This is a genomic window from Aliivibrio kagoshimensis, from assembly GCF_050337105.1.
Lineage (GTDB): Bacteria > Pseudomonadota > Gammaproteobacteria > Enterobacterales > Vibrionaceae > Aliivibrio_A > Aliivibrio_A kagoshimensis.
Window position 1 is genome coordinate 1 of sequence record NZ_JAKJSQ010000060.1, and the last position, 23,637, is coordinate 23,637.

The window sequence follows — 23,637 nt, forward strand, 5'->3', positions numbered from 1 at the left end:
ACAATGTTATCTTGGCGAATAACAGTAAAAATGTTCTACCAAAAAATTAAAGTGGCTCAAGAGCTTAGGATTTAATTTTGTGGGGATCCTTCAGGGAGGATCCTTCAGGGACAGACGCCCTAAGAACCTACATCAATATTACAACTTTAGTGTTTTCATTAATTACACCCCGAATTCTCACTGACTCGCATCCATTGTTAATGCCTCTATACCTAGGCAGTTTTCACATTACACTTCTAATATATTGAAATTTTACAGGGACTCACATTAAATGACCGTTCCAAGAAGTCAGCTTATCTGCTCTGAAGCCACGCCCTACTATCACATTGTCTCCCGATGTGTCAGGCGCAGTTATTTGTGTGGTGTAGATGCCGTCACGCAACAGAGTTTTGAACACCGTAGAGGCTGGATTGAAGACAAGCTCAAAGAGCTCAGTACCGTCTTTTGCATTGATATCTGTGCCTACGCCATCATGAACAACCACTACCATTTAGTATTAAATATTGATGGTGATGGAGCAAAAAACTTGTCTGAAGAAGAGATTGTAGAGCGCTGGTGTGCGCTGCATGAAATGCCTGTTTTGATACAGCGCTATATGTCACAGCAACACACTTGTACCGCGACAATTGAAGTGTGCCAGCACATCATTGCAGAGTGGCGTGAACGATTAGCGAGCATCAGCTGGTTCATGAAAATTCTCAATCAAACTATTGCGCGTCAAGCCAATGAGGAAGATGGCTGCACTGGGCATTTCTGGGAGGGACGATTCAAAAGCCAGGCTCTGCTGGATGAAAAAGCACTGCTAACGGCCATGGCGTATGTCGATTTAAACCCTATTCGAGCCACCATGGCGACCTCTTTAGAAACCTCTGATTACACCTCAGTCAAAGAGAGGCTTGCCGCGCTCAAGACCAATCAACTTACACCACCTTGCTTGCACCCTTTTATTGGAAACCCAACTAACGAGATGATTAAAGGCATCCCCTTTCGGTTAGATGATTACCTTGAGTTGGTTGATTGGAGTGGCAAACAGATTAGACCCAACAAGCGAGGAGTAATTGATGCCTCAGCCCCACCCGTTTTACAACAATTGAACCTTGAACAAAAAGAGTGGCTAAAACTCTGCACGACACTTGAGCAAAACCGAGCCAGTATCGTGGGAGAGGTAAAATCCTACTCTCACGCCATTCATAAATTGAAACGAAAACGAACCACCGGGCTTAAAATCACCACCGCCGCTTAACGACACTTCGCAACACACGATATACTCACCTGAAAACCAAAAACAAACGACTTTTGCGTAAAACACTCGCTATTTCGATGCTTTTAGCAAGCAAACCCCACCGAAAACATAAAAAATGGACAGTCCGTTATCGGTTGGGCTTGCTCTTCGCTGTGATTTCTACTTTTTATAGGGTGTCTGTCCCTTTAGTGTTTAGAACCGAAAACGAACCACCGGGATTAAAATCACCACCGCTGCATAACGACACTTCGCAATACGCTCAACTCGCCTGAAAACCAATAACAGGAGACTTTTGCGTAAAACACACGCTATTTCGATACTTTTAGGAAGCAAAAAAACCACCGAAAACATAAAAAATAGCTAGGTGTTATAGGTTGGGTTTGCGCTTCGCTGTGAGTTTTACTTTTTTATCGGGCGTCTGTCCCTTCAACACCACATCAATATTACAACTTCAACGTTTTCATTGATTACACACCGAACTCTCACTGAGTCCATCCATTGTTAATGCCACTATATCTAGCCAGTTTTCACATTACACTTATAAGGCATTAAAATTTGACAGGGACTCACAATGAAGAATCACCTAAAATCAGATGATTATCTAGTTGTGTAGCGATACATGAGTTGCCGTTTGTAATATGCGAAACAGTCAGAATGGCGTGAGGTTTTTGAGAGCAAACAAAATCAATTACTCTGATTTATTTACAGGCTCTTTTCCACTGGTATTTGGGTGGGTTCTACTTTCTCAATAAAAATGATGACTTCACCCACTTTAAATCCAAATTTGCTTATCTCCGTTTTATTGATCAACCTTTTTTCAACGATAAGAAACATCCAATCGTCTAACATCACCTCATACTCTGTATTGTCGATAGTAATCAACAGAGGGTATTTCCAATAAAAGGCCGCGCCACTTTCTTCACCTTCAGCCCGGCCAACCACATCACCTGCTGTGCCGTAGTAGGTTCCGTCACCCGCTTTTACCAAACGCCATTGCCGAGTCATCATTTCACCGTCATCATAGGTAAACCACTCATCGACAATACCAACGCCGTCTTGCCAATTTGCGGAGATATCAGCCACAAAACGTCGCTGTAGATTGCCATGCCGATCTAAAACTATCGCATAGGCCATTAGCTTACCACTAAAGAATTCATCTAGATGAAACGCTGGAGCAGTGTGTTGATACTCCTTAATATTGGCTGTGCATGACATCAACAGAGACAAAACGACCGTAAGAAACAGAGTAGCCCATTTTTTACTTAGCATAAGTACCCCTTACTCATCACTTTTGATAAAACCCATCAGCTTTTTACGCAGCTTGGGTCTACTGGTTGATTCCGATAGCCATATCGAGAGAAATGCATCACCAAATCTTTGGTCATTTATCTGGCCGATGGGTTCTCCTTGATGATAGAAGTGACTCATTCCTTCACCATTAACCACCAGCAATATCTGCTCGTCTTTTTTAATATCAGGCCATATCAGTCTCAATGTTTTTAACCATGAGGTAATGATCTTCTCGTCATACTTCAGATGCATCCACTGCTCATAGGTCGCATCGATTAATGCTTCACTCGTAATATTTTGATAGTAGGTAATATTAAGGGCTTTAGGGTAACGATTGGGAAGATACAGTACGTCAGGCCCATATAATTCAGCTTTATACACGGACCAAAACATAAAGTTCATCGTACCTTGCCCCGATTTTTTCAGCGTTGATAAAGGGCCATTTAATGTCGTAGATAAGGCAGATAGTGGCAGCGCTAACCAACAGCACAGCATGATAACCGTGAGATTTTTCATCCTACTCTCCTAATGATCGTTACTGATTGTCGCGACTTGAACCTTCACCTTCACATGCAACAACAGAGGAAAAAGACAACACCAACAGCTAAATATCACTGTAAAAACCAATATCAAGCTGTGATCCGTTTGCAAAGCCCCAAATTTGATGGCCGATAGATAACTGATACCAGCAAACATCGCCCCAAAGATACTGATTGGAATACGGGGCAGTCGACTCAGCCAATCCATAGAGTGGTTCAAAGAGACAATAAACAGACACCAAAAACACATTAACCAGACGGGGATACCCGGAGAACCACTACTCGAAAGAAACAGAGTAGACTGAATCAGTGTGTAATCGAGCACCCAACCCAGAGGCACCCAAAGCAGCAATCGAAAATCAGCAGTCCGCGTTGGACTAAGCACAAAATTCATCACGAGTAGCACCAGTAAAATGGGCACTGATTGCTGCTGTAACAGTGCGGCGATAAACCAAGCCGACTGAAATATTACGAGATTAATAATCCAAAACTTTTTCATCATCTCGACCTAGGTACTGCGGTTTTCTAGCCACAATATGATGCGTGCTGATCACTCGCTCTAAAAATGCGCCTTCACAGTAACTGAGGTAATACTGCCACAAACGCTTAAATTGCATATCATAACCAAGCGGTTCCAATTCCGGCCATGCGGCTTGAAAGCGTTGTTGCCATTCAGACAACGTTCGAGCGTAGTGCAATCCCATCTCATCAATCTGTTCAATCATCATGTCAGTGTCACAACTTATGTGCCGACTTAACACTTCAATAGAGGGTAAGCAGCCGCCGGGAAAAATATATTTTTGAATAAAATCGACGCTATTTTTATACTGTTCATAGCGTTGGTCAGCGATGGTAATTGATTGAATCAATAACTTTCCATCGGCTTTTAATCGTCGATTACATTGTGTGAAAAAGGTAGAGAAATACTCATCACCCACCGCTTCAATCATCTCTATAGAGACCAACTTGTCATACTGTCCTGTTAGCTGACGATAATCCTTTTTCAATAACGTAATCTGCTTATCTAGACCTAACTCGGTGATTCGATGTTTGGCATATTCATACTGCTCGTCAGATATCGTGGTGGTCGTCACTTTGCAACCGTAGTTTGTTGCGGCATAGATGGCCAAGCCTCCCCATCCAGTACCAATCTCAAGCAGGTGATCACTGGGTTGCAGCTCTAGCTTTTCACAGACCACCTTTAATTTATTTAGCTGTGCACTTTCGATGGTGGTCGATTGTTGGTCATACAAGGCACATGAATACATCATCTCTTGGTCTAAAAAAGTTTTATAGAGTGAATTACCAAGATCATAGTGGGCTAATATATTTCTTTTTGAGCCCTGTTCGCTGTTGTTATGACGGTAGTGTGTCCAGCGATATTTGAGTTTAGTTAGCCAGGTTGCTTTTCCTTCAAGCTCATCCATAGCCTGTTGATTTTTTGCGAAAACCCGAATCAATGCCGTTAAATTTGGGCTACTCCAACGATGTGCGATATAGCTCTCTGCCGCGCCAATACTGCCCCCTTTCACAAAATCTCGGTAGACTCGCACATCATGAATCACAACCTGTCCTATCAAGGGACTGTGTACATCGCCAAATTGATGGGTGGTGGCTCCTTCAATCACCTCAATACAGGCATTGCTCATATCACTAAAGTGTTTAAACACCATCTTACGGCACATGTTGTCATACCAACTCATCAATTTAATGTCGCCTGTTGTGATTACATTGCCATTAACTTGTTCCATATCAACCTCGATTCTTCTCTGGTTTTAACGATTGGGATGACCAATAAAGGGGACCTTTTTCATAAACAGTTTTGCGGCCTGCCAATAAATACCCGCGACGATTTTTACCGTCATCAGGGGAATACTTAACCACGTTTTCAACAGATTACGTTGCGTAAAGTGGGTCGCCTCAAGAGCCAGCGTCGCATCAAACACTTTATTGCTGCCTTTAACATGACTGCCTTCTATAGCGTGACTTTGTGAAACGCTTACCTCTTGATGGTTTTCAATGTGAACCAAAAGTCTATTGGTCAATTGCTCATTGGTCCGCTTTGCTAAGCTTGGTGCTCTAATTCTCCAGTGATATGTCATATCAATCGGCATGAATGGCGATACATGAAATGCTTTATCACTCGGCTTTTGATCCTTCATATCAATCAAGTAGTAGTGCCGTTCGTTCCAGGGCGTGTTACTCACTTCTGCCAGCATGTATTGACACTGCCCCAACACGTCGTAACAAAAATAACAATTTATTGGACTGAAATAGAGCCCTACACATCGACATTGGACTAACATGATTACCCGCTCTTGTTGAGGATCATCCCCCCAGCGGCCACCTAACTGTTGTACTTTATGAGTTATACGTTGCTTAAGGTTTCCTGGTTCACTTTTAAGATAATCTTTTTCATTAAAACGCAGCAGGTTATAAAATTGTTTACCGAAAATTCCTTTTATTTCAGTAAGTTGATCGATTTCATCAAGGTCTAGTGCCAACATGTAAAGTTGATAACTAAATGCGTGAGATCTTGGTGTGAAACGTCTGTGTCGCACCCTTCCTTCAAAAATAGCACTATTAAAACTATTCATTACACAAGCTCAATGGCTTCACAATGTTGGATTCACTCTCTAATTGACAATCAAAGCGACTCCCGACATCCACTGCACTTTTCACCCCGTCTTCATGAAAACCGTTATACCAGTAAGCACCAACATAATGGGTATGATGTTTTCCGCAAATTTCATCACGACGACGTTGTGCCGCTTGGCTTTGTTGATCAAATATCGGGTGCGCATAGGTAAAATGCCGGATCACTTTTGAAGGCTCGATGTACTCGGTTTGATTCAAAGAAACACAAAAAGTATGCTTGCTCTCTATGCCCTGTAGAATATTCATATTGTACGTAACACTCGCTGGGCGTGTTCTATCCTCAGTCAACTGATAATTCCAGCTGGCCCACGAGCGTTTATAACGCGGAAGCAGTTGCTCATCAGCATGTAGAACCACCTCATTATTTGAGTATCTCATTGCCCCTAACACTTCAAGTTCAGTGAACGTTGGATCCGCAAGTAGCGCAAGCGCTTGATCAGAGTGGCAGGCAAACACCACCTCATCAAAATGGCGCTCGGATTGATCCGTAAATCTGATAGTGGCACCGTTTCTTTCTCTGATAACAGAATCAATGTGACTGTTCAGTTCAATACTCTGTTTAAAACTCTTTATTAAAGGCTCTATATAACTTCTTGAGCCCTCTGGAATCACATACCACTGCGGACGGTCAATAACATTCAGGAGCCCATGATGGTGGAAGAAGCGGATAAAAAATCGTAATTGAAACGCTTTCATCTGTAACAAACTAGTGGACCAGATGGCCGCACCCATAGGTAAAATGTAGTGCTGAGCGAAGAATTCTGAAAAATCCTGCTTGTCTAAAAAGTCCCCTAGGGTTAATGAGAGATCGATATCATCCTCACTGTATAGTTTTTTGCATACACGATTAAAACGGACGATGTCAGTAATCAAATGCCAGAACGAGAAGCTAAATACGTTTTTACGTTGTGAAAACAGGGTGTTCAATGTATGTCCGTTATACTCCATACCACTATCCCTATTCACCACACTGAAGCTCATCTCTGTCTCTTTTTTGTCCACACCAATGTGTTCCAATAAGGCTAAAAAGTTAGGATAAGTTCGGTCATTAAAGACAATAAAACCGGTGTCAATGGCATGCTGCTCACCTTGGTATTCAATATCAACTGTTGCAGTATGCCCTCCTAAGGTAGAGTTTTTTTCAAACAGCGTTATGTTATGTTTTTTGCTTAACAGAAAAGCGCTGGTTAACCCTGAAATACCCGAACCAATAATGGCGATGTTTTTCATAATAAAATCCTTATTGACAGCGTTAACTACGCAGATGAAACCATTCTTTTTAGCAGTGAAAAAGGGAGCCAAGACACCAGCTTTAACACCCAAATAAAGCGTTTAGGAAATTGGATATGACGTTGCCCCGCCTGTAAACCAGACACAATCTGTTTTGCCGCCTCTTTTACCGAAATGATCATTGGCATAGAGAAATCATTTTTATCGGTTAACGGGCTCTCGACAAACCCAGGAGAGACCAAAGAGACGCGAATATCATCCTCTTTTAAGTCGAGGGACAATGTGTCAGCAAGGTATGCAAGCCCAGCTTTAGAGGCACCGTATGCTTGCGCTCTTGGTAAAGGGAGTAAAGTGACACTCGACCCTATCAATGCCAACTGACTGCCATGTTTCATTTTCGGCAGCCAAGCTTGAAGCAGGTACCCTACTGAAATCAGATTTGTTCTCACTACCCTTTCAAACAATTCACCATCAAACTGCCTAGCATTATCGATGTATTCGCAATTACCGGCATTCAAAATGAGGAGATCCAATGAGCCATCAAAGTCGTTTGCTATCCTAGCTATTTGCTGATTATCATTGATATCAAACTGTAGCGACTGAATATGATTACCTTTTGCAATCAACGCCTCTAATCTGGCTACGTTTCGTCCACAGGCCCATACTTCATAACCCAGTGAATCGTAGGAGAGGGCCAATGCATGACCAATGCCAGAAGATGCTCCAGTAATTAATACTCGTTTCATGATGTTGCCGCCTGTTTTTTCACATAGCGAATCAGCGATCCGACAACGGGAAGGTGCTCATAAAGCATCTCACCCACATCTAAATAGTCCCGATGATAAACGACTCTCTGTTCACACTCTTTTAATAGTGAATGTCCACTGACCTCAATCTCCTGTCCACCCTTTAATTGTCGATGACAAAATCTCATGGTCCAGTAGATAGCGGCTTCATTGTCATGACAAATCGTATGCTTCACGATAAACTCACAGGCAGATAAATTGGTATAAAGTTGGCTAAAGTAGTGCTGAAGTGCCTGATAGCCTTGAACATGATGCAACGGGTCTTGAAAGAAGATATCTTGGTGATACACCATATCCAGTGAGTCTAAATTGTTTATAGATAGCCCTTGGTATGTATCGATAAAGCGTACTAACCAGTCTGGTTTTTCGGCTGTGCATCGGTGTAATTCACGATTTTCCATGGTTAATCCCTCACTCTATCCAAGAACGATAACAACCTCATATCAACCTAATAATCTAAGCGCTTCCGGGTAGGGATGAAAATAGGTTTGCTGTGACAAATAGGGGTTGGGGTATTTCAATAGATAGTGTCTCAACAACGTGAGCGGAACCAATAGAGGGACAATCCCTAATCGATACGCGTGCACTTGTTTAGTTAACTCTACTCGCTCGTAGCTCTCTAAATAACGAGAAAAATACCCTTGTACATGCTGCAGTGTGGTTGTGTGCGTTTTACGATTACTTTTTATCTTTAAGGTTTGCATAAAAAGCTTGATGTACTGTTGCGCCAGCTGATCAATATCTTTTTCAGCGCTTGCCACTAATCGACCTAACTGGCGATAACTCACCAACTGATGGCTCATTAGGGTGTATTTATACTGGCTATGAAACTGGACCAATTTGTGTTTTGTCATGCCACCACTTAGCAATGATTGCCACTTATGATAAGCGTACATTCTTAGTATAAAATTTTCGCGAATCACGGGATCGTTCAGTCTGCCACTCTCTTCACACGGCAGATTTGGGCAGAGCGTCATGATCTTAGCTGCAAATAGCCCTATCCCATCTGATTTCGACCCTTTGCCATCATGCTGCCATACCTTCACTCTTTCCATTCCGCAACTGGGGCTTTTAGCTGTAAAAATAAACGCCGAAAGAGAATCAATACTGCTCGCCACCTGTTCACCATACTCATTCAATAACGTCGTGACATCACTGCTGCCATCTGGTGTACTGACATGAATAATGCCCCCTCTATCGATTTGCCTGATCGTCGGTCTTGGAACCGGCAAGCCAACGGCAACTTCTGGGCAGAAAGTTTGATACTCAACATATTCAGCTAACGCTTCAGCACAAAAGTGAGAGCGCTTATGACCGCCATCAAAGCGTACTTTATGGCCTAATAAACAGGCGCTAATACCCACTTTCACTTTGTCCATTTTATGTGAATTCTGCAATTGCTCTGACATAAAATTCTCCTACCCTGTGCGACGCATTAATAGATAAAACTACCGATGGGATTAAGTAGCTTACTCACGCCTTCTGTAAAATGAAGGGCATCATCAACCACGGTTAAACATAAACAGCCAGTATTCGTCATTGGCTGATGATGATGGTTTCCATCAAGCACAATAAAGTCACCCGCATGATATTCCCCCATCTCATCACTAAAGCTCCCCTCTAATAGCAGGGTTACTTCAATCCCTTTGTGGGTATGTTTTGGGATAACGCCATTCGGCTCTATATAAAGAAGATGGCTATGCCTCTCTCCCTCATTCAGATCCAGTTTTGCGCGAGAAATTTTTCCTACGTTGACCCAGCGGCCAAGGTCCATATGAGTCAACGCTCGTGGCAGAGTGAATGGTTTTCCTTTTATTTCCAACACTTTTAAGTCTAGGCTCGTGGTTTCTTCAATCCCATCATCAGAAACAATGGCTTCGATCATTTCAGAAAAATCGGGCAATAGTGTTTCTTGCCTCATGGCATCATGTTCGCTGGAAAAGGTATGTTCCGCTTGTTGCTGTGTTAGTAAATAAATCTGCTCACTACAGCTTAAGCACATCTCTTGATGAATCGAGATAGCGGCACTTAATGAGGCAGGTAATTCTCCAGCAACATAGCTCTCTAAGAGCATTTTTGTCGGATGATGTTTAGTCATTTTCCCCTCCTATTTGCTGCTGCAATTTGGCAAGCGCTAACCGTAACCTCGACTTAACGGTGCCAATTGGCACATTTAGGTGTTGTGATAACTGCAGTTGCGTCATTTCATGAAAATAGAGCGAGGTAATCACCTCTTTTTGCTTAGTCGGTAACGCATTCACCAACTGCTGCATCTGCCTATTTTGCAGATGATCTTGGAAGTCGTTACCATCAATATCATGTTGATTTTCAACGGGCCAGATATCCTCACTCAATGGTAACTCTTGGTTTCTTTTTACCTTACGTAAGGCATCAAAAATGACGTTTCTCATGATGGTATAAATCCACGTTGAAGCAGCACCTTTGCTGACTGAATAGAGATGAGATTTTCGCCATACATTACTCATGGTCTCTTGAACCACTTCCATCGCTTTAGAGGGGCAACCTAACTTTTGCTCTGCAACCCGTTGTATCTTAGGTGAGAAGTGAAGGAAGACTTGTTTAAATGCCTCTTTATCTCGATCTTCTGAGATTGCAATTAACCAAGCCGTGCATTGAGTCTGTTCATTCTCATCAATCTCACTCACTGGCGGATTTGTCGAGGAGGGCTCCCTGCTTTCTGTCATCATTACCTTCTCCTCCTATTCATTTTTGCTTCTTATTTCTACTTATACGATGCAAACAACATAATGGATCACAATTACTTTTCTAATATGAGTGTACGCAACAAATCAATACTCTGCCGATAGCCTCTCTTACCAACCAGCGATCTTTTTACTTGAATATTAATAGGCAATAGTTCCAACCACCTATAGCACAACCATTTTTCTGATTGATCACGTCTCTCTTCGTTAATGTTCCTTAGGGACTCCCGAATGTTATACAATTCACCATAATTACTATTTTTATTATAAAAATCAAAAAGTAACCTGGTGAGCTCATACATTTCGCTATGATGTAAAAGTGAATACTCGAATGACTCCCACACTGGTTTATAACTGATGTCTGCGCATTGCAAATTATCCTGTTGTTCAAAAACAGCATCGATCGTCACCAATGAATCAGCTTTCACATCCAGCATCAAAAATCCATCGTTAGCCCAATGAAAATCAACAATTTTTACTAATACCCCCCACTCATAATTATCGCTTAGATTATTGTTCTCCACATAAACAATAACAAAACCAATATGTCCAACACTTTGCGTTACCATTTTTAAATGTTTGGGCTCAATAATTCGTAGTCTTGTCAAACCGTTAGGTAACAAAAAAAGAGGCAGAGGAAACAACATCCGTTTCATAATTATTGCCTTTTAGCTCATCATACAAATCTATACGTTTGATCTGAGTAATTCGATCACATCCAATTATTTATATTTATATCTATACTCAAAAGATGAGGAAAAAGTGCTTATATTCAATAGCCCAGATAGTTTTTTACGTGGTACTTCTGTATTCGTCTAGTGCTGTCAGTAATCAAATACCCTACTTCATTGATCTCAACAGCAACGCCTGGATGGTTGCAGGTCAAAGTAATTTCACCACCTCTACCGGGCTTTTCTCGCGCATCACCTTGGATAATAACACCCCATATATTGCCTTTAAAGACACCACCTCAGCAGGAAAAGCGTCTGTAATGACATTAGAAGATGGCACATGGCAACTAGTGGGTATCGCTGGTATCTCTGCTGGTGAAATAGATAATCTGGATCTCAGCATGGCCGCCAATGGTAGCCTGTTCATTGCATATATTGACAAAAGTGATAGTTATAAGATCAGTGTCAAATCATTCAATGGCACCAGTTGGCAACAGGTAGGTAGTGTCGGATTTTCGGGGGATACCTCAAGCTATGTCTCTATAGCCACGAGCAGCAGCAGTCAACCTTATGTAGCTTTTACCGATAATAATGACAGCTATAAAACTAAAGTGATGGCGTTTGATGGCAGCAATTGGAATCTGCTTGGCGGTGTGGCCGCATCAGTGACTTACTCCTACTACCCCTCTTTGGTGCTTCATAATGACGATACACCCTATGTCGTTTTTAGGGATGATAACCAAGGCTCCAAAGCAACTGTGATGAAGTTTTCAGCAGGATCATGGTCTACGGTTGGAAGTGCCGGCTTTACAACTGGAGCGGCGAATTTTACTGTGTTAGCCAAAAGCAGCGACGATACCTTTTATGTCGCGTATCGAGATGAGCCTCAAACTCGCAAGCTCAGCGTAATGCAATTTAATGGTACCGTATGGCAAACAGTAGGCACAGAGGGGTTTAGCCCCAGTGATGCCAACTATATCTCTATGGCTATCAATAACAACGGAATCCCAATTGTTGCTTTTCAAGACGCAAGTATGAGTAACCGGGTTCATGCCATGCAATTTCTCAATGGAGCATGGAGTACATTAGGTTCGGCAGGGTTTAGTAATTCCAACGCTTACTACCTCTCTCTCGCAATTACCGATAGTCTTATCCCTTACGTTGTCTATTATGACCTCACCAATTTTGGGCGCCCAGCAGTGCAACTATTTGAAGGTTCAAAGCGGATATCTGTAGAGGTTGACACCTATAGCGTCGGATTTATTACTGCAGAAGATGTTGATGGGGATCCCCTTAGCTACTCCATTATTACTGACCCCAATAATGACAGTGCCCTTTTCACTATCGATACCAACTCAGCGGAGTTACGTTTTATCACCCTGCCGGTCAATCCAGCGTCACGAAGTGAACCTTACTCATTACTGGTTCAGGTCTTTGATGGACTCGCAAACGCAACAGTGAAGGTAACCATCAATATCAACTACGATGAGGCCATCATTGTCAGTTCTGGGTCTGGTATTAGCCTGTTAAGTCTGTTGTTACTGAGTGTCTTTTTTTTTCTGAATATTCAAAAGGTACAGTCATCAGAAAGTGCCTGGATACCCGCACATTTCAGTGTTGGCGTAGGCAGAGTACACTCAGAATCAACAACAGCAGATATAAACCAGTCGTTGCAAGCTAAAGGCTATCCACCTTCAGTGACAACATTAAATACCAGCCGTTCTGGATACAGCCTATGGGTAGATTGGAAGCTGCACCAGAACCTCTATGTCGAAACCGGTTACCTAGATTTTGGTAATATCTCCGGTAGTGCCTCCAATTTAGGAAGCGACTATCAGCAAGATTTCGTTCAAGCCCTCCCACTCTCCGGACATGGTATTGCGGCCGCACTTCGCCCTGTCTATTTCCTGACTCCTGACTGGTCTCTCTTTGGGCGCATCGGTGCTATCCACTGGCATGGCGAACAAACAACATTACAATACCGTATTAAACATTCAGATACTGAGTGGCTATTTGGGGCAGGTATTGAATATCACTGGACTACCCAATGGAGTACCGCTGTTCATTGGGACCAAGTGAGTTTCTCTGGAGAACAAACAAATATGCTATCTATCTCACTGCGTTTCGCCATTAACACCAAAGAAATATGAACCAAATTTAATAAAAACCTCCTATAGAGCCTTCGTCTGTTCATCGGTTTACTGTATATTATCGGCAAAAGGACATTCAACAAGGAGAGATGATGTCAGACCATTATAAAAAAAGCACTATAGGTAAACACCCACTTAAACCGGAGTCCATGATGATGGGTTACGGTTACGATCCTAAGCTTTCGGAAGGCTCGATTAAGTGTCCTAACTTTCAAACGTCCACTTTTGTTTTTGACTCTGCTGCCCAAGGTAAAGATTTTTTTGATGTGGTATCAGGCAGGCGTCCCCTTGAAGCGGGTGAGCAAGCGGGTTTGGTCTATTCAAGGTTTAATAATCCAACCATTGAGATCGCTGAAAACCGTATTGCTGTCTGGGATCAAGCTGAAGATTGTTTAGTCACAGGCAGTGGCATGTCAGCCATCTCTACGGTATTACTGGCGCTGTCCAAACCAGGCGATGTCATTGTCTACTCTGAGCCAATCTATGGCGGTAGTGACAGTCTGATCAATGGCATTTTAAAACAACTTGGTATTCAAGCCGTTGGATTTATGTCGAGTCAAGGCAGTGAAGCGCTTGAAGCTGCACTGAAACAAGCACAACAGCTAGGGAATGTGTCGGTAGTCTTGGTTGAAACCCCAGATAACCCAACCAATAATTTGATCGATCTTTCGCGTTGCCGTGAACTTATCGATGCCATGGTATCAACACACAAACCGGTTTTGGCTGTAGATAACACCATGTTAGGTCCACTGTGGCAGCAACCGCTCAAGCATGGCGCTGACCTATGTCTCTACTCATTGACCAAATACGTGGGTGGCCACTCGGATCTGATTGGTGGCAGCTGTTCAGGCAGCAAGGCACTGATTAGCAGAATTCGTAAGGTTCGTAATGGCATTGGTACCACCATGGATTCGAATACCGCGTGGTTGATTTTACGCTCTCTAGAGACGCTAAAAATCCGCATGCAAGCGTCAACCTCTGGCGCCGAAAAAGTGGTCGATTTTTTGGCTACGCACCAGAAAATAAGCCGTATTGACTACCCAGGATTACTGTCAGACGCTGATCCTCAATACCACATCTACAAAAAGCAGTGCAGCGGTGCGGGATCGACCTTCTCCTTTGAAGTCGTGGGTGGCCAACAAGCAGCCTTTAAAGTCCTTGATAGCTTGAAACTGGTTAAACTGGCAGTCAGCTTAGGCGGCACTGAAAGTTTGGCTCAGCACCCTGCAGCGATGACTCACTCTGGCGTACCCAAAGCGCGTCGTGAAGAGATCGGTATCACTGATGGCTTGGTCAGAATCTCAGTAGGTATTGAAGACCCTGACGATTTAATTGCCGACCTGCAACAAGCACTCGCATAGTCGGTAACGTCATTTCCAAGCAGGAAAATAGACTCTACTTTCCTGCTTTTCTTTCCCACTGCGTAATAAACACAACAGACGCAATAATAATGGCAGCACCTAACCAAAGTCTTCCTGGTGGAACCCAACCAAAGACCATCCAACCAGCTAACACATTCAATGGCAATTTGGCGTGATCAAATGGCTGTACAAACGAAGCATCAGCGACAGAATAGGCTTTCACTATTGCCCACTGTGCCAATGCTGTAAACACTCCAGCGGCAATCAATACCATCCAACTAATGCCCGCTGTCGGCAACTGCCAGTCCGGTAAAGCCAATATAATATTAAAAGGGGTAATCAATAGAAGTAGGTAGACCAGCATGGTAGACGGGGAATCATCACTAGACATCTGCTTCACCATCAATGAGTAACAGGCCCAAAAAAAGGCAGCCCCTACTGGCAGTAGAGTCGCCCAATTAAAAGCATCACCCCATGGCTCTAGAATGATCATTGCACCTGTGAAACCCATTAACGTCGCGCCCCACCTGGCCACACCGACTTTCTCTTTCAGAAACAGACCTGACCCTATCGTTGCAAATAACGGAGAAGTCATTAATAGAGCGATGCCCTGCCAAATAGGGACCGGATAAGCCAATGCCCATAACCATAGTTGAATACCAATGACAGAGAGAAAAACACGCAGTACATGTTTACCTAACTGGTTGGTTCGTAATGAGTTACGAATACCTAAAGTACGCAGATAAGGTAAAATGACAACCAATGCGATACCATATTGAAGCAATGCTACAGTGGTAGAGGCTAATCCAAAGTTCATACTGGCGTACTGAGCAAGGCTATTTACAATTGCAAATGCCAAACCTGCCGTGAGCATCCAGCTAGCGCCCATAACAGGTTGGTGAATAGATTTTGACACTTCTTATTCTCGATTATTGATAAAAGCTTACCGTAGGGTAACAGGATGTAGATAATAAAAAAGTCGTGCAGCTCAAGGCATTACGACTTTTTCAATCTCTAAATGCGGTGAATAAAGAGCGCTACTCTTTATCACGCACCACTAATACGGAACATTTTGCATAACGTACAACACGAGAGGCATTGTGACCGATCATGTAATCTTCCACATGTTTTCGTTTGGTACGTTTTTTCTTGGCACGTTCACCCATTATGATCAGATCAGCATCTATCTGCTGCGCAACGTGCAAGATCTCTTCATAAGCAGTGCCATAAGCAACAATGTGCTGGACCTTAATCTCTTTAGGTACACGTTCTTTGACAAAAGCGTGCAATCCATTGTTTGTTGCTTCTATCATCTGCTTCTTGTGATCTTTCGGGAAAAAAGAACTCACCAACGTGCCACCGAAATCAGGTACAACAGTCATAATGTGCAACGTTGCATTAAAAGCCTTCGCACTCTCTATCGCACTGGGTAACGACTTCTTCCAGCTTGCTTCGTGTTCTAAATCAACGGTCAATAATATATGTTCAAACATGTTTACCACTCCCTCACGCATTCGCGGTTTGAGTCTCTTTGGTATGGCGACGACGTTGCCAAACAACAATAAATCCTAACAACATCAAAGCTGGAATATAGAAAAGCTGACGCGGTGGGCGGTCCATAGGAACCCCAACATCCACTATCACTTGGTCATAATCAAATCCTGCTTTCTCAGCAGCACTGTCAAAGCCAATACCATCGACAAAGGTTTCTCCCTTATCATTTTGCAACAGCTCTAAACCATAGTTTTCGATACGCTCTGCGCCCGTTTCACCCTCAGCCACCTTGATGATCATGGTTAGCGTAACAGGGTCACCAACGTCATTTTGTCCATCCACTAAGATTCGCAGCTCTTCATTAATCTGCGCATCACCCATTATTTGAGTTAACTCTGATCCTGGACGCTCATCATAAGGTGGCACCACGTAGTCCAACCAAAAACCCGGTCTAAACAGAGTAAACGCGACTAAGATAAGTCCCGCAGACTCCCAAAGCTTAGATTTAGTCATAAAGTAACCTTGTGTACCAGCGGTAAATATCAACATCGCCGCGGTAGCCACAAAGAAGACAATGATCCCCTCTAAGAAGGTGACATCCATCAAGAGTAGATCTGTATTAAAGATAAACAGGAATGGCAGTAGTGCCGTACGAAGCGAATAGAAGAACGCGACAAAACCGGTACGAATTGGATCACCACCCGACACCGCCGCCGCGGCAAATGAGGCAAGCCCCACCGGAGGCGTTACATCCGCCATAATACCAAAATAGAACACAAACATGTGCACTGCAATCAGAGGTACAATCAACCCATTTTGCTGACCTAGACTCACAATCACCGGGGCCAACAGTGAAGATACCACGATGTAGTTTGCTGTTGTTGGTAAGCCCATACCTAAGATCAAGCTCAGAATCGCAGTCCACAATAGGATTAGAATAATGTGACCCATTGATAGGAATTCAACCAATGCGGCCAGTTTCAGCCCGACACCGGTTTGCGATACGGCGCCAACAATAATGCCAGCTGCTGCAGTAGCGATACCAATACCAATCATGTTGCGAGCACCAGCAATCATGCCTTCAATCAGCTCATCAACACCCTGTCTCAGCTTGCCCATAGTTCCCTCTTTACGGAAATAGGCAAACACATAACGCTGAGTCAGAAGAATAAAGATCATCAATGCCGCGGCATAAAACGCCGACAAACCTGGAGATTTACGTTCGATCATCAAACACCAGATCAACAGCACAACAGGCAGTAAGAAGTGCAGACCCGATTTCACGGTTGGCCCAACTTCAGGCAAGCTTAGTACCGGTGAGTTTGGATCGTCCATCACTAAATCAGGATAGCCAGAACTGTAACGAGCGAGGATGATATAAGCGACTAACAAGAATAGTGAGATAACCCAAGGCAGTACCGCTTCACTGACTAGAGACTCTAAAATATCAATCGCAAAGAATAGACCAAATGCGCCGACAATTAGATTGCCCAGTACCATGGCCCCCACGGAGATGTTCTTAGCGTAAGTCTCTTTGGTGGCTCGTTTTTTGAAAGTATTAAAAATACCAAACTGTACCGCAATAACCGCAATAACCGCCGCTAAACGTGCCTCAACGGTTTGCAAAATTTGATATGCTTCTGAGAGGTAATAGAGCCCACCACACAACGCAATCATTGGTAGCAGTGTCATTGCCCATGATACAAGTACCCACTTAAAAGACTTCTGCGCGCCTTCTCGTGATAAGCCTTGCATGTTCAGTTTCATCGCCTCAAGGTGCACGATGTAAACCAGAGCAATGTACGAGATAATTGCCGGTAAGAAAGCGTGTTTTACCACTTCAAAATAGGGAATATTAACGTATTCCACCATCAAGAAAGCCGCTGCGCCCATAACTGGTGGCATGATTTGACCATTCACCGATGAGGCCACTTCAACCGCACCTGCTTTTTCAGCACTGAAACCCACTCGTTTCATCATTGGAATGGTAAAAGTACCCGTCGTTACCACGTTAGCAATTGATGACCCTGAAATAAGGCCAGTCATACCAGAAGCCACAACCGCCGCTTTTGCAGGACCACCACGGAAGTGCCCCATCAAAGAGAAGGCCACTTTAATAAAGTAGTTACCAGCACCCGCTCTATCAAGCAGTGCACCGAACAGTACAAAAAGGAATACCAGATCCGTCGACACCCCTAAAGCGATTCCAAATACCCCTTCAGAGAAGAGCCACTGGTGATCCATAGTGCCGCCAAACGTCGACCCTTTCCACGCAATCAACTCTGGCGCATAAGGGCCAAAAAAGGTGTAACACAAGAAGATGATAGCGATGGTCATTAGAGGTGGACCTAACGCACGTCGTGTCGCCTCAAGCAGCATGAGAATACCGATCACAGAGACAAAAATATCAAACTGGTTCGGGTTACTCGGACGATTAGAGAGTCTGATTCCAAAAATTGACTCCGCCAAAGCACTGTCAGCAATAAACGGATAGAGTGCACATAAGGCACCGACCCCGGCTAAACCCCAATCAACCAGAGGAATACTACGCCTCGGTGAACTCTTAAAAGCGGGATAAGCAAGAAAAGCTAAAAATAGAGCGAAAGCCAAATGAATTGAACGAGCATCACCACTGGAAAAAATACCCCAGCCAAGTGCGAATGGAAATGGTGAAGCTATCCATACTTGAAAAATGGACCATGCCAATGCGATCCAAGCCATTAATTTTACGACTTGTTCGTTGGATGGGTTTCGTCCACCTGTATCAGTTGATGCGACCAGATCTTGCAGATCTTCGTCACTCATTACTGATTCATTGGTATTGTTTTGAGTCATACCTAAATTTCCCTTCTTACTGCATCTATAAAAACATCTAACGCTATTTTCAACACTCTTTTCTAATTCTAGATTTTATAAGAATGGTTAAAATAACGTGGTATGCCAGAAACAGTTGAGCGGGAGTGAAATCACCCCCGCCCAACATTCTATCGGTGGATTACATCCAGCCTTTCTCTTTGTAGTAACGAACTGCGCCGTCATGCAAAGGTGCAGACAGGTTGTCTACAATCATGTTTTTCTCTTCAAGGTGAGCAAATGCTGGGTGCATTTTCTTGAAGCGTTTGAAGTTTTCAAATACAGACTTAACCATCTGGTAGATCACTTCGTCACTTGCTGCTGTTGAGCTTACAAAAGTCGCACCAACACCGAACGTAGCGATATCAGTATCAGTTCCTTTGTACATGCCAGCAGGAATCGTTGTCATCGCGTAGTAATCATTGTCGCTTGCTAGTTTCTTAGCAACATCGTTGTCTACTGGAATCAAACGAGCATCACAAGAAGTCGTTGCTTCTTTGATTGAGCCATTTGGGTGGCCTGCAGTAAAGATGATTGCATCAACTTTACCATCACAAAGTGCAGCAGCCTGCTCAGAAGATTTCAGTTCAGAAGCAACAGCGAAATCATCCATTGTCCAGCCCATCTTCTCCATGATTACTTCCATGGTGCCACGTTGACCTGAACCCGGGTTACCCACGTTCACTTTTTTGCCTTTTAGATCTTCAAACGTTTTAATGCCTGAATCAGCACGTGCAACAACAGTGAATGGTTCGGCGTGTACAGAGAAAACTGCACGAAGCTCTGTAAATGCTCCATCTGGGAATTTCTTCGGTGCGGTACCGTTGTAACCGTGGTACTGCCAATCAGACTGTGCAACACCCATATCGACATCGCCAGAGCGAATACCATTGATGTTAGTAACAGAACCACCCGTTTTATGAGTACAGTTGATTTCGTGATCCGCTGTGCCTTTATTAACTAGACGGCAAATTGCACCACCTACTTGATAATAAACACCAGTTTGTCCACCAGTACCAATAACGACGTGCTTAGTATCAGCCATAGCTTGAGTTGCCATCATCCCCGCAACAGCAATGGTTGAAATTGCAATTTTCTTTAACATATCAATCCCTTATATTTATATTTTTAATCAACAAAACGCATGCTTAACAACGGCTAATTAGATATTTATTCTATTTAACAAAGTAATGTTCAGTGGAATGTATTGTTAGCTTGGAACCTCTACCAGTGGTCAAACAACCAAGTAAATGTTTCAATTTGGTTAAGCGGTAATGCATATTTGCAGTGCGGTTATATCCGATAACCACTAGTAATACTAGCACTTTTTGTTGGTTTCGTGTCTCAAATACCGTACTTTTAATCGCGCACTTGCATATTGAAAAGTGATTTGTTTCATAAAACACATTTTCCCCACGCAGCATGTTCAACTTTGTTACGAAATGACGAGTTTCAAGTCACTATACTGTTACGTACTTTCAACTTATTAATTTCACTAAAAAACCGTACATATCACCCTTAATGATAGTGTCAGCCCTGACTAAAAGTGCCGATAAATCGAACAAAATTTTGAATGAATTTTCATCAGAAAGGAAAATAGGAAACGGTAGCCCTATCAAAAAATAAAAGCGCTTTACGTTCAATAAAATGGTGGCAAAAAACAGAGTTTAAGTGCTATAACAGAGTCTCTACTTACTAAGATGCAGGAAGCAAGGTGTTAGAAAAAGTTATTGGGATCCTCTTTCCTGTATTTGCTATCGCGTTTGTAGGATATGTCATCTGCCGGGTATTCAACCCCGACTTTAAACCAATAAACCGCATCAATATTGATGTGTTCGTGCCAGCACTTATCTTCTCCTCGCTAACCACCATGAAACCCGATGTTTCCCAGCTCTCTATGCTGTTCGCTGCAATCACTGCCGTAGTCCTGCCTGGGATCCTCATGTATCCCGTGTGTAAGTTTAGCAAGATCACCTTTAAAGCTTGGGCACCACCTCAGATGTTTCGTAACAGTGGTAACCTTGCGATCCCTCTGTTCGCGTATACCTTTGGTGATTCAGCGATCAGCTCAGCAGTATTGCTGTTTGTCGTCTCGGCCACGCTACATACCAGTTTAGGTATGGCACTACTCAGTGACAAAGGGTCACTGTCGATGAAGCAGTTATTTAAAACGCCGCTATTTATTGCTACATTTTCCGCTTTAGCCTTTAGTTTTTTCGATATTCCAGTATGGACTCCCCTATATGAAGCGACGAGTCTGCTTGGCCAGGCCGCAGTTCCAGTCATGCTGTTATCGCTGGGATCTCAAATGGTCAACCTGCGGCTTTCAGGCCTGCGCATTGGAATATTAACCACTCTGTTTAGCTTAAGCAGTGGTGCGATAACCTTTGCCATTATTTACTTCTTTATCCCCTTACCCCACCTGCAAATGCAGATGATGGTGTTGTTTACCATGTTGCCCCCGGCGGTAATGAACTATTTATTTGCGGAAAAATACAATGTTGAACCGTCTACTGTCGCTTCCATGGTTCTGTTTGGTAACTTCTTCGCGGTAATTACTCTGCCTATCCTATTGTGGATTGCATTGGCAATTTAAGAGTGTCTTCAGGCATAAAAAAGGGCAGCCGATGGCTGCCCTTATTGATATCGTTGAAACAATAACTAACTGTAGTTTGCGTCAACTAATTCGCCAACACTCACTTCCTTACAGAAATCTTGAGCGGTTAACCACTGCTCTACCGCTTTGATATCATCAGTAGTTGCTGAGTCATAACGGCCATCCGCACAGACAAATGCGCTGAATGTTGTTTCACTTGCGCCTGCACCAGTTACCAAGTTTCTTGATTCAATAAACTCGACGAAGTTATCAAGAAAGAGATCAAAGCCTTCAGAGAATGCATTATCAATTTTGCAATTCAGTTCAAAACCTAAAACCGCAAACTCTTCTAAAAAGAGCTTTTTACGTAAGCGACGATTTCTTTTTTCTTGATTGTTTTTCATGAAATTACCTTCTATTTAAGCGCAGTCACTCTGCAATAAAGCCTGCTTGGCGCTATCATATCAATTGCATGGCAAAAGTGCTCAAATATATTAATGGTGATTCCTATTTAACGCTCTCAAGTGCCTGGCTCACATCGGCGATAATATCATCAATATTCTCGATACCTACCGAGATACGGATCAGGTCAACACTCACACCCGCGGCAGCTAACTCTTTTTCATTTAACTGACGATGTGTGGTTGATGCAGGGTGACAAGCCAATGATTTTGCGTCTCCAATATTAACCAGACGAAGAATCATCTGTAGAGCATCAATAAACTCACCGCCTGCTTTCAAACCACCTTTAATACCAAAACTCAATATTCCTGAGGCCTTACCGCCAGTAATTTTTTGGCACACATCATGATAAGGGCTGTCAGGCAGTGCAGCATAATTCACCCAATTCACTTTCTCATGCGCATTCAGGTAAGCCGCTAACTTCTCGGCATTTTCACAGTGTCGCTCCATACGCAGGCCTAATGTTTCTAATCCTTGAAGAATATTAAATGAGTTTTGAGGTGATATTGCCGCACCCGTATTACGCAGCGGAGCTACACGACAACGTCCAATATACGCTGCTGCACCTAATGCCTCGGTATACACGACACCGTGGTATGACGGATCCGGCTCATTTAAGATAGCAAAACGCTCTTTATTGGCTGCCCAATCAAACTTACCTGAATCGACGATAATACCGCCAATCGAGGTACCGTGACCACCAATGTACTTAGTCAAAGAGTGCACAACAATATCGGCACCGTGTTCAAACGGACGACATAAGAAAGGAGAAGTCACGGTACTATCCACAATCAGTGGAAGACCCGCCGCGTGAGCAATTTTCGCGAGCTTTTCGATATCAACCACATTACCTGCAGGGTTGCCGATGGATTCACAAAAGATCGCTTTGGTATTCTCATCAATGGCTTTTTCAAACCCTTCATAATCATCGTGAGAGACCATACGCACATCAATGCCCTGTTTTGGGAACGCATGAGCAAATAAATTATAAGTACCACCATACAATTGGCTGGTGCTCACAATATTAGAACCCACCTCACAGATACATTGAATGGCATAAGTAATTGCAGACATGCCAGACGCCACCGCAAGTGCTGCAATGCCCCCTTCCATTGCAGCAATACGTTCCTCTAATACCGCAGTCGTTGGGTTCATGATTCGAGTATAAATATTACCAGGCACTTTCAGATCAAAAAGATCTGCACCATGTTGCGTGTCATCGAATGTATAAGAGGTAGTTTGATAGATAGGAACAGCCGCTGCTTTTGTAGTCGCTTCAGATTCATATCCATGGTGTAAAGCTAATGATTCAAGTTTCATAATTTACCCTGATTCTGTGTATTAAGAGGAATTACTGAATTTACAATCTGGTTAGACGCAGCATTGTTGTATCGAGACAAGCAGTAATAAGTAGAGGCTTTAACATAACACATAAGAATATAAATACATTGCCACTTTATTTGCATTTTTAATAGTGATAGATATATCAAGTATTTATGCAACAAAGAGTGAAACAAAATTCACCCAGGGTAAATAATGATTCATTAATACCCCTCTACAC

Annotated in this window: 22 protein-coding genes; 4 read left to right on the forward strand and 18 right to left on the reverse strand. The window is 43.1% G+C overall.

Annotation, left to right across the window (positions count from 1 at the left end):
- Positions 1 to 271 precede the first annotated feature (271 nt).
- Entirely contained in the window at positions 272 to 1,243 is a 972-nt protein-coding gene (locus L4C32_RS16325; protein WP_428197959.1) for a transposase, read from the forward strand.
- Between the two features lie 702 nt (positions 1,244 to 1,945).
- Here L4C32_RS16325 and L4C32_RS16330 read toward each other — a convergent pair.
- From L4C32_RS16330 to L4C32_RS16385, 12 genes are all read right to left on the reverse strand, one after another.
- The gene (locus L4C32_RS16330) at positions 1,946 to 2,512 is read right to left on the reverse strand and encodes a DUF3833 domain-containing protein (RefSeq protein WP_428197960.1); all 567 of its coding nucleotides are present in this window, start codon (positions 2,510 to 2,512) and stop codon (positions 1,946 to 1,948) included.
- A 9-nt stretch (positions 2,513 to 2,521) separates the two neighbouring features.
- Positions 2,522 to 3,049, reverse strand: coding sequence for a chalcone isomerase family protein (locus L4C32_RS16335; RefSeq protein ID WP_428197961.1), 528 nt, complete (start codon positions 3,047 to 3,049; stop codon positions 2,522 to 2,524).
- A gap of 9 nt (positions 3,050 to 3,058) precedes the next feature.
- Entirely contained in the window at positions 3,059 to 3,571 is a 513-nt protein-coding gene (locus tag L4C32_RS16340) for a DUF2878 domain-containing protein (RefSeq protein ID WP_428197962.1), read from the reverse strand.
- Positions 3,549 to 4,823 (reverse strand): class I SAM-dependent methyltransferase, encoded by a 1,275-nt coding sequence (locus L4C32_RS16345; protein ID WP_428197963.1) that lies wholly within the window; start codon positions 4,821 to 4,823, stop codon positions 3,549 to 3,551. Before L4C32_RS16345 ends, L4C32_RS16340 begins: the two co-directional genes overlap by 23 nt.
- Before the next feature lie 24 nt (positions 4,824 to 4,847).
- Entirely contained in the window at positions 4,848 to 5,669 is an 822-nt protein-coding gene (locus L4C32_RS16350) for a DUF1365 domain-containing protein (protein WP_428197964.1), read from the reverse strand.
- Complete coding sequence (locus L4C32_RS16355; RefSeq protein ID WP_428197965.1) at positions 5,662 to 6,960, reverse strand: NAD(P)/FAD-dependent oxidoreductase; 1,299 nt, start codon at positions 6,958 to 6,960, stop codon at positions 5,662 to 5,664. The genes L4C32_RS16350 and L4C32_RS16355 overlap by 8 nt, the downstream gene beginning before the upstream one ends.
- A gap of 26 nt (positions 6,961 to 6,986) precedes the next feature.
- Positions 6,987 to 7,706 (reverse strand): SDR family NAD(P)-dependent oxidoreductase, encoded by a 720-nt coding sequence (locus tag L4C32_RS16360; protein WP_428197966.1) that lies wholly within the window; start codon positions 7,704 to 7,706, stop codon positions 6,987 to 6,989.
- Positions 7,703 to 8,167 carry a nuclear transport factor 2 family protein gene (locus tag L4C32_RS16365; protein ID WP_428197967.1) on the reverse strand — a complete coding sequence of 155 codons (465 nt, stop codon included), beginning with the start codon at positions 8,165 to 8,167 and terminating at the stop codon, positions 7,703 to 7,705. Before L4C32_RS16365 ends, L4C32_RS16360 begins: the two co-directional genes overlap by 4 nt.
- 42 nt (positions 8,168 to 8,209) lie before the next feature.
- Positions 8,210 to 9,145 (reverse strand): YbgA family protein, encoded by a 936-nt coding sequence (locus tag L4C32_RS16370; protein WP_428197979.1) that lies wholly within the window; start codon positions 9,143 to 9,145, stop codon positions 8,210 to 8,212.
- Between the two features lie 56 nt (positions 9,146 to 9,201).
- Entirely contained in the window at positions 9,202 to 9,864 is a 663-nt protein-coding gene (locus tag L4C32_RS16375; protein ID WP_428197968.1) for a ChrR family anti-sigma-E factor, read from the reverse strand.
- The gene (locus L4C32_RS16380) at positions 9,857 to 10,474 is read right to left on the reverse strand and encodes a sigma-70 family RNA polymerase sigma factor (protein WP_428197969.1); all 618 of its coding nucleotides are present in this window, start codon (positions 10,472 to 10,474) and stop codon (positions 9,857 to 9,859) included. The genes L4C32_RS16375 and L4C32_RS16380 overlap by 8 nt, the downstream gene beginning before the upstream one ends.
- 71 nt (positions 10,475 to 10,545) lie before the next feature.
- On the reverse strand, positions 10,546 to 11,145 hold the full coding sequence (locus L4C32_RS16385; RefSeq protein WP_428197970.1) for an LON peptidase substrate-binding domain-containing protein: 600 nt from the start codon (positions 11,143 to 11,145) through the stop codon (positions 10,546 to 10,548).
- A 140-nt stretch (positions 11,146 to 11,285) separates the two neighbouring features.
- Here L4C32_RS16385 and L4C32_RS16390 point away from each other — a divergent pair, with 140 nt between their 5' ends.
- Complete coding sequence (locus L4C32_RS16390; protein ID WP_428197971.1) at positions 11,286 to 13,310, forward strand: outer membrane beta-barrel protein; 2,025 nt, start codon at positions 11,286 to 11,288, stop codon at positions 13,308 to 13,310.
- Between the two features lie 92 nt (positions 13,311 to 13,402).
- Positions 13,403 to 14,671, forward strand: coding sequence for a cystathionine gamma-synthase family protein (locus L4C32_RS16395; RefSeq protein WP_428197972.1), 1,269 nt, complete (start codon positions 13,403 to 13,405; stop codon positions 14,669 to 14,671).
- Positions 14,672 to 14,705: 34 nt separating this feature from the next.
- Here the strand turns inward: L4C32_RS16395 and L4C32_RS16400 are convergent, their stop codons facing one another.
- The 4 genes from L4C32_RS16400 to L4C32_RS16415 all read right to left on the reverse strand — a co-directional run bounded on the left by L4C32_RS16400 (position 14,706) and on the right by L4C32_RS16415 (position 20,123).
- Complete coding sequence (locus L4C32_RS16400) at positions 14,706 to 15,560, reverse strand: DMT family transporter (RefSeq protein ID WP_428197980.1); 855 nt, start codon at positions 15,558 to 15,560, stop codon at positions 14,706 to 14,708.
- A 148-nt stretch (positions 15,561 to 15,708) separates the two neighbouring features.
- Positions 15,709 to 16,164: a universal stress protein gene (locus L4C32_RS16405; RefSeq protein WP_428197973.1), complete on the reverse strand. Its 456-nt coding sequence runs from the start codon at positions 16,162 to 16,164 to the stop codon at positions 15,709 to 15,711.
- Between the two features lie 13 nt (positions 16,165 to 16,177).
- A complete protein-coding gene (locus L4C32_RS16410) occupies positions 16,178 to 19,000 on the reverse strand; it encodes a TRAP transporter permease (RefSeq protein WP_428197974.1) in 2,823 nt (940 codons plus the stop codon).
- Between the two features lie 160 nt (positions 19,001 to 19,160).
- Complete coding sequence (locus L4C32_RS16415; protein ID WP_428197975.1) at positions 19,161 to 20,123, reverse strand: TAXI family TRAP transporter solute-binding subunit; 963 nt, start codon at positions 20,121 to 20,123, stop codon at positions 19,161 to 19,163.
- Between the two features lie 609 nt (positions 20,124 to 20,732).
- Here L4C32_RS16415 and L4C32_RS16420 point away from each other — a divergent pair.
- On the forward strand, positions 20,733 to 21,614 hold the full coding sequence (locus L4C32_RS16420) for an AEC family transporter (protein WP_428197976.1): 882 nt from the start codon (positions 20,733 to 20,735) through the stop codon (positions 21,612 to 21,614).
- A gap of 65 nt (positions 21,615 to 21,679) precedes the next feature.
- On the opposite strand, the gene L4C32_RS16425 is transcribed toward L4C32_RS16420, so the two are convergent.
- Positions 21,680 to 22,018 carry a YggL 50S ribosome-binding family protein gene (locus L4C32_RS16425; RefSeq protein WP_428197977.1) on the reverse strand — a complete coding sequence of 113 codons (339 nt, stop codon included), beginning with the start codon at positions 22,016 to 22,018 and terminating at the stop codon, positions 21,680 to 21,682.
- A gap of 103 nt (positions 22,019 to 22,121) precedes the next feature.
- Positions 22,122 to 23,396: an O-acetylhomoserine aminocarboxypropyltransferase/cysteine synthase family protein gene (locus tag L4C32_RS16430; protein WP_428197978.1), complete on the reverse strand. Its 1,275-nt coding sequence runs from the start codon at positions 23,394 to 23,396 to the stop codon at positions 22,122 to 22,124.
- Between the last annotated feature and the right edge of the window lie 241 nt (positions 23,397 to 23,637).